This is a genomic window from Rarobacter faecitabidus (assembly GCF_006716265.1).
GTDB lineage: Bacteria > Actinomycetota > Actinomycetes > Actinomycetales > Cellulomonadaceae > Rarobacter > Rarobacter faecitabidus.
In genome coordinates this window covers 218,297-232,871 of the sequence record NZ_VFOS01000001.1, presented here as the reverse complement: position 1 = coordinate 232,871, position 14,575 = coordinate 218,297, and the positions used below count along the sequence as shown (strand labels likewise).

Here is a 14,575-nt window from a genome sequence, read left to right as displayed (position 1 = left end):
TACTGTGACGTAGGGCACGGCGGGCGCACTCCGGGCACGCCGGAAGCACTGCGTCGCGACGCTAGCATGTGAAAAGCCTCCCGAAAAAGGGGATTCCAGCCTCCGAGACGGCAGGTCGGGCCGGCGATCAGGCCGACTCGCGGATGACGAAGGTCGCACCCTCTCCGATGTCGATCACGGTCCCCACCTGGACCGTGGTCGGCACGTTGGGTGCCAGGCGCACCGAATCGCGCCCGGGGATCGTGATGTAGACCCCGTTAGTCGAGTGGAGGTCGGTGACGACCGCCTTCTCCGCGATCTGCGAGATCTGCACGTGCGTTCGGGAGATGTCACGGGCGGGCGAGTCGAATGCCAGCAGGCGCGGCGTCTCGGCACCCACTGCTCGCGAGTAGATCGGGGCACGCCCCATGATGAGCGGCCGATCTAGCGGCACCACGAGGCCGGTGGCCAGAACGACCGATAGCGGGCTGGCGATCGCTGAGGCCTCGTCCACCTCAGACGTGTCCGTATCAACGCCTTCCGCGAAATCGGCCGCGATACCGGTGAGGTCCACCGCACTGACCAGTTCGCGGATCAACTCTGCGTCGGCGACGCTCTCGCCGCCCCTCACGGATGGCGCGATGACCGTTGCCTCGACCTCGTCGTCGAGCACCGGTCCCAGGGAGTCCGAGACCTCGGGCTCGAAGATGGACGTCACCTGCGATGACCCGACCAAGCCCGATTCGACGTGCCAGCCCTCGCCGAGGCGCGCCTCGTTGTCCGGCAGCAGCAGGGTAGCGCGTAGCGCGCCGTCGACGTCTTCTCGCTCGATCGCGGCGCCGCCACCGACAGTCAGAATCGTTCCGTCCCCCGCCTGTAACTCAACCCGAGCACCCCCGCCCGCAATGGCCCGTAGCTTGGTACCCACCGCCTCGACCGAGGCGAATGGGAGATCGCTCTGGCCGAAATGCTGGAGAATCGCGACGATCGCGTCCCCCGAGATGATCTGAGCTGTGGCCTGCCACAGTGCGCTGGCGGCATCGTCACTGATTCCCGAGGACACCAGGGCGGTGCCCGTCGGCCGGATGACGGCAGCGCCCTCACCCGCGATGTACCGGCTAGTCAGCATCTGGTCAGCTCCTTAGTCGCGCGTCGTACGGTCAACGTCACGTCACCTAGTTCTACGACATCCGTGCGGCCGATCTTTACCCGCTGGCTCGGGTGGCAGATCGTCGTCGATCCATCGCCGCGAACAACCACGGTGCCGTTCGTGGACCCAAGATCAATTAACAATACGTTGCGCCTCATGGGTGTGACCACCGCATGCGACCGGGATAGCGACTCGTCTCCCGGTATCGCGACCAACAAATCCGCATATCCTGCGCGGGGTTTCGGTAGGCGGCCCACCACGAGGGCCTCGTCCAGCGGCACCTCCCGGACGAGTTCGCCGTTCCCGTCGCGCAGCGTGACCACCCACGTCCGGCCTGCATCCCGCGCAACTCCAACTTCCTCGCTGGGTTGAACATCCTCATGTCCGTCGACGGTCGTCGCCTCGGCGAGTTCGAGATGGTCGAACGGCGGGAAGGCGAGGGCTGGCGCCTCGGTGCCTACGACCTGTTCGGCCGGAGGCGTGGGGAGCGCGTCGCCGGAGAACGCCCCAGCGGGAGCATCAGTGAGATGCGCCACCCGCGGAGAAAACTCGCCCGCCCGCGCGGCAGCGCCGTGGGCCGCCCACTGCGAATCGTCCCGCGCGAGAGTGCCGGTGACATGGGCCGCACGCGACGAGTTCTCCCCCGGATGCGCGAGAGTGCCGGCGCTACGCGCCACCCCCGGAGAAAACTCGCCCGCCCACGCGGCAGGGCCAGACGGGTGTTCTGCGTGCGGGTCGAATGCCTGCTGCCACGCGTCTCGCGCGGGCATGGGTTGCTGGATCGCCACCGGCGATTCTGCGGCGACCACAGAATCGAGCGGGTGTGCGGCGCGCGTCGGCCCCGCGGATCCCCGCCCGCATTCAAGCTCATCTCCGCGGTCAGCCCCACGCGGACCCGCCGCAATACCGCGCAGTCGCAGACGGACCCGATGGGCATCCGATCGATGGGGGTAGCCGAGCGCGCGGGCGGCACTCATCGCGGCGCGCCCAAGCCGGTGCGCGCGCCGACCGCTCACTGCGTCGCGTTCAGTCGGCCCCAACATCGCCGCCCCCTCGTGCTCCCGTCTCGTGAGAAACGACGTTAGTCGCGAAAGCCCGTCGAGGTCGTCTTATCCACAGGGGATCGGCATCGCTAGCGGGCCCGCTCGACCAATGCACGGGCGTAGCTGGTCAGCGCCGCCCGGGCAGGAACGTCCGGCAGTCCGTCGAGGAGTCGCACGGCGCGCTCGGCGTAGTCGCTGGCCAGTCGCTTCGCCTCTGCTGCAACCGGGTGATCGCGCAGGCGGGCAACGACGTCGGCGAGGATCTCGTCGTCGCCTAGGTCGCCTTCGATAGCGGCGAGCAGCGCGGCATCCTCCGGTATTCCCGAGCCGAGAACGCGCTCACGCAACAGCAGGACCGGCATCGTGACGACGCCCTCGCGCAGATCGGTTCCCGGTGTCTTGCCTGTCGCGGAGTCCGCGGGGGCGAGGTCGATGACATCGTCGCTCAGTTGGAATCCGATGCCGACGAGTTCCCCGAACTCCGCCACGATGTCGATGACCTGCTGCGAGCACCCCGCATACATGGCACCGAGTCGCGCGGATGTCGCTAGCAGCGACGCAGTCTTGTCGGCGAGCACCTGCAGGTAGTGGGCGCCGGGGTCCTCGCCGGGACGCGGGCCGACGGTCTCGTGCAGTTGCCCCAGGCAGAGCCGCTCGAAGGTCTCGGCCTGCAGCCGAACGGCCTCCGGGCCGAGCTTGGCGACGGTCAGCGACGCGCGCGCGAACAGCAGGTCGCCCGTCAGGATGGCCACCGAATTGCCCCAGACCTCGTGAGCCGACGGAGCTCCGCGACGCACCGGCGCGGAGTCCATGACGTCATCGTGATACAGCGAAGCCAGGTGCGTCAGTTCGACGGTGACCGCGACATCCACCACCTGCTCGCGGTCTGCCTCGCCGAACTCGGCGGCCAAGAGCGCGAGCACCGGGCGCAGCCGTTTGCCGCCCGCCTCGACGAGGTGCCTCGAAGTCTGGTCGGCTAGCGAATCGGCGTTCGCGGCCGCAGCGCGCAGACGCTCCTCGACGATTGCCAGGCGGTCAAGCGTCCGCCGCGCGAGATCAGGGTCGATGCCGTCCCACAGCCCGCCCTCGGGGATCCCGGCCGGCGGCGTCGAATCGGCGGCCAGGCCCGCAGGGAATGAACTCGAAGGATTCACACCTAAGAACCTATCCGTTCCGCCCCCGCCGGGGGAACTCGAAATGCCCCGAGCGACGTCAACGCCGTCAGGCATGGCTGAGCCCGTCGGCAACGTCTCGCTGTCCCCGATGGACGGCGACGATGCCCCCCGCTAAGTTCCGATAGGCGACTTTTTGCCAGCCCGCCCGCAACAGCATCCTGCCCAGATCGACCTGATTCGGCCAGGATTCAATGGTGTCGGACAGGTACGTGTAACTATCGGTCTTACCGGTCACTGCTCCCGCGACGAGCGGCAGGACGCGAGAACGATAGAAGCCGTAGCCGGAATTCAGCAGCGGATTCGGCGGCTGTGAGAATTCACACAGTACGATCCTGCCACCAGGCCTGGTCACTCGGTGGAGCTCACCGAGCGCCTTGGCGGGGTCGGCGACGTTGCGCAATCCGAAGGACATCGTCACGACGTCGAAGGACTCGTCCTCGAAGGGCAGGTCCATCGCGTCCGCGCGAACGAAATCAAGCTCGGGATGGCGCCGAATGCCCTCGGCGACCATCCCCTCGGAGAAATCGGCCGCGACGACCGAGGCACCTGCACGGTACAGAGGAACAGAGGAGGTTCCGGTGCCCGCCGCGAGATCGAGGATTCTCAGCCCGGGACGAGGCGCAATCTCGCCGGTCACGACGTGGCGCCAATGGCGCGTCAGGCCGAACGAGAGGACGTCATTGGTGATGTCGTATCGCTGAGCGATTCCGTCGAACATCTCCCCAACCTTGGCCGGGTCCTTCTCGTCGCGTGGTTCCGTCATGCCCCTATCGTCGCAGGGGCGGGCCAGTGATACGAAATCACCGGCCCGACCCTGCGACTGCGCAGACTAGTTGTCGTCGCTGTCGCCCGGCAGTTGCGGGAACTGTGGCAGTTGCTGGCCCGGGGCCTGCTGCTGCCCCTGTTGGTCCTGCTGGTCGTCTTGCCCCTGGCCGCTTTGGCTCGTGGCGTCGTCGACCCTGGTCTCGAGAGTGACCTCGGTCGAGAGCGTCTTGCCGTCTCGGACGATGGTCAACGTGACCTTGGTGCCCGACGCTTCCGCCCGGACGAAGGCCGTGAGCGACTGGGCCCCAGAAACCGCCTGGCCGTCGATGGCCACGATGACATCGCCGGTCTCGATATCTGCCTTCTCGGCCGGCGAACCGGACACCACCTGCTGCACCTGCGCACCCTGCCGGGTGACACCGTCAGCGGTGGCCTGGCCGTCGACGAGCCCAACGCCGAGGAATGCGTGCTCCGCCACTCCGTTCTCGATGAGCTGCCCGCCGATCATGTTGGCCACGTTCGACGGAATCGCGAAGCCGAGGCCGATCGATCCGGAGGTGCTGGACGAGTCGGACATCGTCGCAATCGAGGATGTGATGCCGATGACCTCCCCCTGCGCGTTGAACAGCGGACCACCGCTGTTGCCGGGGTTGATCGCCGCGTCGATCTGAATCGCGTTGGTGACGACCGTCTCGGACTGCGTGGACGCGTTGCCCGAGGTAGTGACCGGTCGATTGAGCGCGGACACGATTCCGGTCGTGGCGGTGTTCGACAGGCCGAGCGGGTTGCCCACCGCCATGACGGCGTCGCCCACCTTGACTGCGTCCGAGTCGGCGAACACCGCCGACTTCAGGTCGTCCGGAGCGCCGTCGAGTTTGACGACAGCGAGATCCGTGGTGGAGTCGGTGCCGACGATTGAGGCCGAGTAGATGCGCCCGTCCTGCAGCGTGACCGACACCTTGGTGGCATCGCCGACGACGTGGTCATTGGTGAGGACGAGGCCTTCGGCATCGACTATCACGCCCGATCCTTCGCCTGCGCCGGAATTGGTCTGGATCTGGATCGACACGACAGAGGGGGCCACCGCCGCGGCGACCTCCTGCCAATTGGGATTCTCCGAGCTCGACGATGTGACGGGCACATCGACGGAGTCCTCGGACGATGTCCCCAGTTGCGTGGCGGTCGGGGATGCGGTCCGCGCGACGGCCGCGGGGGTGCCATCGCCCCGCATGATGAATCCGGTTCCCACGCTGGCGGCGAGCGCGGCGACGAGCGCCACCACCACGAGGGTCAGCCACGGCGTCCGTGCCCGCTCGCGCTTTCGCTTTGCCGGCTGGGGGCCTGGGGGCTGAGGTTGCTGCCAGCCATCGTGCTGCGGATTCCCCGCGTACTGTCCCGGGGCCGCGTTCAGGGCGGGGTTGGCCGGGTCATTCGCGGGGTGTTGACCGTAGGTGTGCGGGGTCGATGCGGTGACGTGCGGTCCCGGTGCGGGAGGCGGCGCGAAGGGCTGCGCGCCGCGAGCGGCGGGGGCATCGATGCGGGAGGCGGAGGCCGCGGCTGGCTGACCGGCGGGGTGTGCGGCGACCGGAGTGCGCTGCGGGTAGCCCGCGGACTGTCCGGCGTGAAGGGGTGCCTGCTGGCCGAGTCCGGGTTGCCCCGCTTCCTGCTGGACCAGTGGCGCCCCGGGTTGCTGGCCCAGCCGCCCCGCGGGCTGCGGAGAGATCCCGGGCTGCGAGGACGGCGCGCTCTGCGACGCAGGACCGGCCGGAGCCGCGAACAGCGCTGCCGGCGTAGCGCCCTGGGGCGAGCCGGAACGTCCTGGCGCCGCAGCGGGCTGGGCCGGCTGAGGCGACGATGGGTGGGGTGCCTGACCCTGCCCCGCTGGGCCCTGCGGTGGCCCGAATTGGCTGTGCTGTTGATCGATGGGCCGCTCGAACCGCTGCGTTGGAGCCTGCTGCGCCAACCGTTCGGTGCGCGCCTCAGAGGGGTGAGACCCGAAGGCGCGAGCATCGGAACCATATTCCTGCTGCGCCGACTTGCCGAGGTTGAGCGCATCACCCGCCGGGGCCGAGGACCGCTCACCGGACTGCGGCGCAATCGAGTCATCGAACCGCGAGGCCGCCACGCCCGGCGCGGGGATCGGAGCCTCGGCATCCGTGCGGGGCGACGCGAATTCAGCAGGTGCTGTCGCTGCCCTATTCGACGCCGACCCGACCGCGCCATGTGGCGCCGCCTGTGCGTGCTCGTTGTCACCGGCCGGCAGATCCGGCGTTTCGTTGCTCATGAAGTCCTCCTCCGTCAGTGAGACAAGCAAACACCATCACTCTTGAAGCATTCAGGACTTTTCCTGGGAGCCGACTAAGAGAATGGTGCGTCCGCCGAGACTTCGATGACGGTGACGCCGGGGAGGGGATTTGCCAGTTCCCTCGCGAGATCCCGGGAGTGGCGAACGCCCATCGCCTGGCACAGCAGTTCGATGTCGGCACTGGCTGGAGTGGTGAGCAGTTGCGCGACCACGTCCCTGGCCGCGGGATGCCGTCGCGCGACTTCGCCGTGTTCGAGGGTGCTGAAGATCGTCCCGCCGTCGTCGTTGACGACGACGATCTGCAGGTTCGGCTGGCGCACGCCTCGTCCAAGCTGCAGTCCGCCCATGTCGTGCAGGAAGGTCAGGTCCCCCATGACCGCCCGCACCGATCCGAAGCGGTCGGTGAGGGCGACGCCGATAGCGGTCGACACGACACCGTCGATGCCGGACACGCCACGATTCGAATACACCGTGACGCCGTCCGCGACTTCGCACTGGTCGGCATGGCGCACCACCCGCGAGGGGCCGAGCACGATCGCATCGCCCGCTTGCGCCGCCGCGAGCACCTGACGAACGGCCGCCGCTCCCGGGTCCGGAACCGTGACGACAGCCGCGACGTCGCCGCCGCGATCCGTCACCGGAGCACTCGTCCAAGCGCGAAGCCAGCTCGATCGGCGCGGACTCATCGGCGCTGGCGCAAGCCATTCGTGCGGCAGCGCGCGGTACTTCGCATCCGCCCGCAGTGCGGGGTCGAACACCCGGCTGATCCCGCCTGGCTGCTGCCCCACGGCGATGACGCGACCGGGCGTCTCGGCGATGAGTCGCGACACCTGCCTGCTCAGCGTGGGCCTCCCGAACACGATGACCTGCTCCACCGCGTCGACGAGACTCCCCGGCGCGGCCCCGCTCGCACCGGCCAGGCCCTCATCGAGCATGCGGCGGTAGTCCGTGACCCGGTGAGGGCCTGGTCCTGCCCCGGCGACGATCTCGGCGATCAGCGGCCAGCCCTGCGCGACGCACAGCTCGGCTACCCGCGGGTCGGCCCCACTTCCAGCGACGACAAGGGTTCGGTCAGTCCCGGTCACATCCAGTGCGGCACGGTCGTCCGCGCCAAGACCCAGGTGGCGGCTCGCGTCCGCGTCCGACGGTTCGGCGGCAGTCGATGCTTCCGCCGCGCGCCAGCGGGCGGTGATCGCGGCCAGGTCGCGTCGCAACAGGGCTGTCAGGTCTGCGATCGGATCGATCCCGCGCCCGGAATCGGGCTCGCCTCCCGTAGCGGGGACGAGCGGCTCCGCGAACTCCACGTTGAGGTGAATCGGTCCCACGCCCGTCGCCACACCTGCCGCCGCGCCGAGACGGTCCCGCAGCGCGTCTGAGGCATCGAACTCGGCGGCCTCGATATCGATGAAGGTCGTCTCGATGTCGGGGCCGAAGATCCCGGATTGGCGAACCGACTGATTGGCTCCCCCGGCGCGCTGCGCGGCGGTGCGATCTGCGGTGAGCGCAACGATCGGCACACCCGCGTACGCGGCCTCCAGCATCGCCGGATGCAGGTTGGCGACCGCGGTTCCCGAAGTGGTCGTCACCGCCACCGGGCTATGGCCGCTGCCGAGGCTGAGGCCGAGCGCCACGAAAGCCGCCGAGCGCTCGTCGCTGCGCGGATGGAGTCGCACAAGCCCAGCCGCCTCGGCTGCCGCCGCGACGTATAGCAGGGGCGCGTTGCGAGATCCGGGGCAGGTCACGATGTCCTGCACTCCGAGGGCGATCAGCGAGGCGACGATCAGCGAGGCCCGTCGCAGGGACGGCGGTTGGCTCACCCCAGCAGGCTCATCACTCGGTCGAAACGCCTCAGCCATCGGTGCGTGATCTCCTCATTCGCGGGTTCGAACGCCAACTCGGGTAGCGGGACCGCGAGCGCGTCAGCAACCGACATTACCCCCTCGGACGGCACCAAAGGGGAGTCCACAACGTCCTGCTCCAGCAGCATCGCCGTACCGAGACCGCACGCGTAGGGCAGTTCGGGCAGTGCGGCGGCGAGGGCGATACCCGCCCGGAGCCCGATAGAACTCTCAAGCGCGGAGGACACCACGATGGGAATCTCGATCCGCTCCGCGATCCGCAACGCCTCGCGCACTCCGCCGAGTGGCTGAACTTTCACGACCGCGATGTCAGCGGCCTCCGCCCGGATCACGCGGAGCGGGTCGTCGGCGCGCCGGATCGACTCGTCGGCCGCGATGGGAACCTGCTGTCGGCGGCGCACGATGCCGAGATCCTCGATGCTCATCACCGGCTGCTCGGCGTACTCCAGTCCGCCCGCCGCCCGATCGAGTCGGGACAAGCGGCGCAGCGCCTCGTCCACATCCCACAGGCCGTTGGCGTCTATGCGAATCCGGCCGCCCGGTCCGAGCGCGTCGCGGACCGCCTCCAGTCGGGCGACCTCCGCACCGACGCCGTCACCGGGCGCAGCGACCTTGACCTTTGCGGTACGGCATCCCCCGCCGCGCTGGACGATGGCGTGTGCCTCCTCGGCACTCACGGCAGGCACGGTCACGTTGACCGGGATCTCGCCGCGCACCGGAGCGGGCCAGTCGCCATCTGCCGCCTCAATTGCGCAACGCAGCCACGCCGCGGATTCCTTGTCGCCGTAGTCCCAGAATGGCGAGAATTCCCCGATCCCCGCGTTCCCGGCGACGAGCATCCCGTCGCGCCTGCTCTGGCCGCGAAAGGAGGTCCGCAAGGGCACATCGAACACCGCCAGCGGGCGAATCGTCATCCTAGAACCACACCAGCCATGCAAGCGCGCTCGCCGCCACGACGGTTCCGGCGACGGCCAGCGCGACGACTCTTGCGCGCACGCGCGGAGGCGGGGCAGCGGCGGAAGCGAGCGGCGGAGGCTCGGGGACCGACGTGCGCTGGCGCGTCGCGGGCGACCCGTAGCGGTGCCGCGGCGGGGTCGTCGCGGCACCGCCGCGCCGCACCTGGTACCGCTCGATCCCGAGCGGGGAGGACGGGTCAACGGGGATCTCGGCGCGACCCACTCGCGGGCGGGTCGCCGGTCGGCCTGTGACGCCGCCCGTCCCCGCGGCGCTGGCTCTGGGCTCGGTCGCTTCGCGAATTTCGGACGAGTCCTCCGGCACCTCCACTCCACTTCGCGGCGACCTGGGGCGGATGTCGTCATCCCCATCCCGACTATCCGCATCGCGCAGCGGATGACTCGCGCTCAGCACGGTGGCGTCATCCGCATCATCCGCCGCAGCGCGTCGTGAACTGAGGACCGTGTCGTCGTCAGGATCGTCCTGCGGCGCGCGGGGGCGGCGACTGCTGACGACGGTGTCGTCCGCATCGCCCTCGGTAGCCAGCGACTCGGGATCGACGGCGGGCACCGAGCGACGAGGGCTCACTACGGTGTCGCCGTCGAGAAGATCGTCCTCACCCGCGGCAGCGGCCGGCCGCGCGGGACTTCGTCGCTGCGTGGCGGCGTCCTCGTCCTCGCGGTCCCACGGTTCGCTCTCCATGCTCACCCGCCCTCGCTATGTCCTCCGCGTCGGCGCGGTGTCCTCGTCGGGGAACTCCACGCCGCTCGCGTCCAGTCCGCCCTCGACGACATCCACAACTATGGCCGAGATGTTATCGCGTCCGCCCGCGGCGAGCGCGGCGTCGCGAAGGATCTCGGCGACCCGATCCGTCTCGGTCACGTCCCGGAACGTCGCGGCTATCTGCTCGTCGGGGAGCTCGTTGGTCAGGCCGTCGCTGCAGATCAGGATCCGCTCACCGTTGGTGACGGGAAGGAGCAGGAGCGTCGGCTGGAAATCCGCCGACCCAAGCGCACGGGTGATGACGTTGCGGCGCGGGCTCGTGCGGGCCTCCTCGGGCGTGAGCATGCCATCGGCGACTAGCTCCTGGACCAGCGAATGGTCGACGGTGAGCTGGCGCAGCGCGCCGTCGGCGAAGCGATACACCCGCGAGTCGCCGATATTGAAGACCAGCCAGTGCGGCCCCTCGGCGAAATCGATGGCGGCGATCCCGGCGAGCGTCGATCCGGCTCCGCGCGGCCCGCCACCGGAGATCCGTAGCACGTTGGCTTGCGCGTCCTCGATCGCGTCTATCACCGCCTCCGGGGTCGTGCCGTCGCCCTCCCGCCCGATTCGCGCGAGGGTTTCGACGGCGGCGGCCGATGCCACCTCGCCTGCCTCATGCCCGCCCATCCCATCCGCCACGGCGAATACCGTGCCGTCGGCCAGGATCGCATCCTCGTTGTGACTGCGCACGCGACCGGGGTCGGTGACGGCAGCAACACGAACGTCGAGTCGTGTCACGACTGAATCCTCTCTGATCCACTCTCTGCCCCCCGGCGACGGTCCTTCATCAACGACCGCCATGAGATTTTCGCGCGCAGCCGTTCACCGGCAGTCGCGTCCCTGTACCTGTTCGCCAGCGTATCGCTTAGCAGTCGCCAGTACTCCTCCCGCTCGGCGGCCTGCGGATCGCGATCGCCGAAGACGGCGGCGTCCGCGAGAATCGCCAGCCTCGACGATTCAGCGTCGCCCAGCCCGCCCGCGAATTCGGTACGAGTGGCGGTGCCCGGCGGAGGTGTTCCCAGATCGACGATCCGGTCGATGTATTCGTCCCACCCGGCGGCGATCTGGTCCTCGGCGCTACCGCGAGTGGCACGTCGTTTGCGCTTGGACGACTTCAGCCAGAGCGCCAGCCAGAACGGCATCGTCAGCAGCAGAAGGAACAGCAGCCCCAGCGACGTCATGGCCGCGATCTTGACGAGGGTGGCGCTACCCGACCCCGCGACGTGCTCACCGGCAGGCGAGTCGTTCGCGTGGCCGCCGGTCTGCGAGCGAACGTCGGGCGGTGGAGTCTGCACTGTCTCGTCCCGGTCGACGGGGTTGTTGTGGTCGCGCCACTGGGGTTGCGACTCCTGCTCAACGAACGTGTTGTCGGTGCGAGCGGTCGCCTCGATCGGCGCCCACTGCCCGTCGGCCGACTGGATCTCAGCCCATGCCCGCATATCGCGCCCGCGAACCAGGCCATTCGCGGCCACATCCGCGCCCAGCACGACGCGGCTCGGATACCCGGCACTCTGTGCGATCAGTGCAGCGGCGACGGCGAACTGCTCGTCGTCGCCCACGACGGCGGCGCACTGCGTGTCCTGCGGACCCGAGCACGGCACGTAGTCGTCGCTCAGCAGGGGGGCGAAGACACGATCGTCGATGCTGCGCAGTGCGTGGCCGGCGTAGCTGGGCCGGAACTCGTAGGTACCGGGGAGGCCGGCGAGCCACGTGGAGGCTCGATTGCCCGTACCGCCGGTGGGATCGTCGAACGAGTGACCGACGTAGCTCGCGGCCATCAGCGCGTCCACCGCTTGCTGGACGCCGCCGACGGTCGACAGGTCGATGCCCTCGCGCTCGAGCCACGCATACATCGAGGGCAGGTCCGAATCCGTCCAGTCGGGTTCGAGGTGCGGCGAGCGAGCGGTGGACGAGGCAGCGGGGGGGTCCACGTAAGTGAGGTCGTAGCGATCACCGCGTTCGAGGCCGAGCGTGCCGCCGCTGCGCTCGGCCATCACGATCAGACCAGTGGTGCTGCGCGACACGTACGTGCTGGCGCTAAGGCTGAGCGCGGACGCTCCGCTGTAGCGCACCTGCACGGCCTGACCCGCAGTGGGTAACCAGACCCCGCCCAATTCGCCGATGGTGATGCGAACGTCCCGCGGCGTTCCGGGAACGTCGCTCAGCCGATACGCGAGCTGACGGAAATCCGTGCCAGGATCCCTGGGGTCTATCGCCGTGAACGTGTCGCCCCGATAGGAGGACAGCGTGGCGATCCGCACCCGGCTGGGCACGTCCTTGCCGGTGACCGTGAACAGTTCCGCGTCGAGGGTGCCGGGACGGAAGTACGCGCGGTAGGCCGCCAGGGGCGAATCCGCAGGCGGCTCGATGACGTGGGGTTGCACCACGCTGCGCGCCACGGCCCGCTCCGGTAGCCAATGCGGCACGAAGGTGACCGCGACGACCCCGCCGAGTGCCAGGGTGAGCGCGCCGGCGAACCAGCGGGCGACGGCGCCGACGGTGAGTCGCCCCCTCGCCTGTCCGCCCTCTTCCACGGCCTGCACCCGGCGATGGCGCACCGCGAAGCGGGATGTGAGCCAGAGTATGGCGACCACCGCCCACACGGCACCGATCAGGGCCTCGCGCGCCGACGGCCAGTCGCGCCCGAGCGGCCCATTGATGTCCTCAAGCACGGCCGGGCCGACCAAGATGGCGAAGAGCAGCGGGACCACGGACGCCGCGAGTTGCCACCCGACCCATGCCGGCCGACGCAACTGCAGCAGGACCAGGCCGAGAGCCACGGTACCGAACACGACGTATCCCGGCACGAGAGCTGTACCGAAGGACCCGACGGGAGGGTCGAGGCTGACGAGTTCCTTCCATGCGGTGACCGGTCCGGTCAGCGCGCCCCACAGCCCGTAGCGGAGGTTGGCTGGGAATGCCCACAGGGCTGAGGGAATGGCGGCCGGAGTCACGCTGACGAGATACACGCCGAGCCACAACAACCACACATTTCGCGCCCGCACCCTCCGGACCGTCGCCCCGGCGGCAAGCGCGGCGGCGAGCGCGACGGCGACGACGACGCTGACAATGAAGTACCAGGATTGGTACACCGGCCAGGCGAGCCAGGTGGCGAGTCCGAACAGTATCGCGACAGCGACGGCGTCGATCGCCAGTATCCTGCCCGCACGCTCGCCCTTGTGCCACGTCCCGCGGCGCACCTCGGAGGTAGAGGGCGCGCTCACGACTTGTCCCCCTTGATCAGCAGCTGGCGCAGGTCGTCGAGCATGGGTACGCGAACAACCGTGAGGTCCCCGAGTACCGATACCTTGGGCGCGTGCCCCAGATCCGCGACGACGGCGACGACCTGCACATCCATGGGGAATCGCAGGGCGGCGGACTGCAATTCGGCTAGGGCGAGAGTGGAACCGCAGACGACGAACGCGACGGACAGTCCGTGAGTGCCATGTCCGGCGAGTTCGGCGGTCTGGATCAACCGCGGGCAGTTCGCCAGGCGGTCCACGCCGCTGAGTCCGTCGAGGAGCGTTCGCGGGGAAAGCGCCGCCAGCGCGCGCACGCTCCTGCGCCCGGTGTTGTCGAATTCCGGAATTGCCTCGGGAACGATCAGATCAACCTCGCGATTGGCCCGCCGGGCGGCGATCGCCAGCGACCCCGCCAGCGACACGGCCAGTTCGAACTCGTCCGGTTCCGCGAAATCCTGCTCGCAGAGCGAGAGCACGACCGCGATGCGCGACCGGCGCGTTTGCTCGAACTGCCTCACCATGAGGGTGCCGGCGCGGGCCGTCGCCTTCCAGTGGATGTGCCGCATCGAATCGCCCGGCGCGTACTCGCGCAGTGCGTGGAAGGAGATGTCGTCGTCCGCGATGGCCGAAGTCGGGTTGCCTTCCAGATCCCGGATGAACCCCGCGTTGGTCGCCGGGACTGCGGTCGTAACGGGGTGGACGAACAGCGTGTACGTCTGCGGCCACACCGTCTCGATGCGCAACAGGGACAGCGGATCGGCACGCACGGCGCGAACCGGGCCGACCGGCACGACCGACCTCCTGTCGGTCGGCAGGGCCAACTTCGCGGTATGAGCCGAACCGGGGCGCAGCAGGGGGATGTCGATGACGGCGAGCGCGTCCCCCATCGGAATCTCTACCCGTCCGGGAAGCGCCACGCGGCGCCCCACGTTGGTGACGACCACTGAGCCGGTCGTGTCGTCACCGACCACGACGCGATCCCGGACCATGGCGAGGTCGACGTGGTACTCGCGGTGGCCCAACACGAACAGGACGGCCACGACGATCGCCACCGCACTGACCGCGGCGATCGCCCCTGCCTCGGCCCAGCCCCAGATGGCCGCAACCGGCAGCGCGACGACGAAACCCGAGAACGCCAGCCAGCCCGTAGGGGTGAGCGCGCGAGCCAGCCACCTTCGGCCGCTGCGCACCCGCCTCGTCACCCTCCGCAAGGTGCGCCGGCTGCCCGTCGCCGCGGTGCGCGAAGTGGTGGTGTCCCCCGGCCTGCGGGTGCGCGAGTAGGTGCGCTCGCGGAACGTGGTGTCCGTGGTGCGCGTGCGGGAGGTGGTGGCCAAGACT

11 protein-coding genes are annotated in these 14,575 nt (G+C 69.1%); all 11 read right to left on the bottom strand.

All coding sequences use genetic code 11. The annotated features are described in order from the left end of the window. Positions 1-127 precede the first annotated feature (127 nt). Positions 128-1,108 carry an FHA domain-containing protein gene (locus FB461_RS01120; RefSeq protein WP_142118169.1) on the bottom strand — a complete coding sequence of 327 codons (981 nt, stop codon included), beginning with the start codon at positions 1,106-1,108 and terminating at the stop codon, positions 128-130. Then, a complete protein-coding gene (locus tag FB461_RS01115; protein WP_170222536.1) occupies positions 1,102-1,938 on the bottom strand; it encodes an FHA domain-containing protein in 837 nt (278 codons plus the stop codon). The genes FB461_RS01120 and FB461_RS01115 overlap by 7 nt, the downstream gene beginning before the upstream one ends. A 323-nt stretch (positions 1,939-2,261) precedes the next feature. Continuing rightward, the gene (locus FB461_RS01110) at positions 2,262-3,326 is read right to left on the bottom strand and encodes a polyprenyl synthetase family protein (RefSeq protein ID WP_425466866.1); all 1,065 of its coding nucleotides are present in this window, start codon (positions 3,324-3,326) and stop codon (positions 2,262-2,264) included. A gap of 67 nt (positions 3,327-3,393) precedes the next feature. Next, positions 3,394-4,110, bottom strand: a complete 717-nt coding sequence (locus FB461_RS01105; RefSeq protein ID WP_142118162.1) for a class I SAM-dependent methyltransferase — start codon at positions 4,108-4,110, stop codon at positions 3,394-3,396. A 66-nt stretch (positions 4,111-4,176) separates the two neighbouring features. Continuing rightward, positions 4,177-6,396 carry a S1C family serine protease gene (locus tag FB461_RS12210; protein WP_246045945.1) on the bottom strand — a complete coding sequence of 740 codons (2,220 nt, stop codon included), beginning with the start codon at positions 6,394-6,396 and terminating at the stop codon, positions 4,177-4,179. A 74-nt stretch (positions 6,397-6,470) separates the two neighbouring features. Beyond that, entirely contained in the window at positions 6,471-8,234 is a 1,764-nt protein-coding gene (menD, locus tag FB461_RS01095; RefSeq protein ID WP_170222534.1) for a 2-succinyl-5-enolpyruvyl-6-hydroxy-3-cyclohexene-1-carboxylic-acid synthase, read from the bottom strand. Further along, on the bottom strand, positions 8,231-9,190 hold the full coding sequence (locus tag FB461_RS01090) for an o-succinylbenzoate synthase (protein ID WP_142118158.1): 960 nt from the start codon (positions 9,188-9,190) through the stop codon (positions 8,231-8,233). The genes menD and FB461_RS01090 overlap by 4 nt, the downstream gene beginning before the upstream one ends. Position 9,191: 1 nt before the next feature. After that, positions 9,192-9,932, bottom strand: coding sequence for a hypothetical protein (locus FB461_RS01085; protein ID WP_142118156.1), 741 nt, complete (start codon positions 9,930-9,932; stop codon positions 9,192-9,194). Positions 9,933-9,947: 15 nt separating this feature from the next. Continuing rightward, positions 9,948-10,733: a PP2C family protein-serine/threonine phosphatase gene (locus tag FB461_RS01080; protein WP_142118154.1), complete on the bottom strand. Its 786-nt coding sequence runs from the start codon at positions 10,731-10,733 to the stop codon at positions 9,948-9,950. Beyond that, positions 10,730-13,219, bottom strand: a complete 2,490-nt coding sequence (locus tag FB461_RS01075; protein WP_142118152.1) for a transglutaminase TgpA family protein — start codon at positions 13,217-13,219, stop codon at positions 10,730-10,732. The genes FB461_RS01080 and FB461_RS01075 overlap by 4 nt, the downstream gene beginning before the upstream one ends. Beyond that, on the bottom strand, positions 13,216-14,571 hold the full coding sequence (locus FB461_RS01070; RefSeq protein WP_142118150.1) for a DUF58 domain-containing protein: 1,356 nt from the start codon (positions 14,569-14,571) through the stop codon (positions 13,216-13,218). Before FB461_RS01070 ends, FB461_RS01075 begins: the two co-directional genes overlap by 4 nt. Between the last annotated feature and the right edge of the window lie 4 nt (positions 14,572-14,575).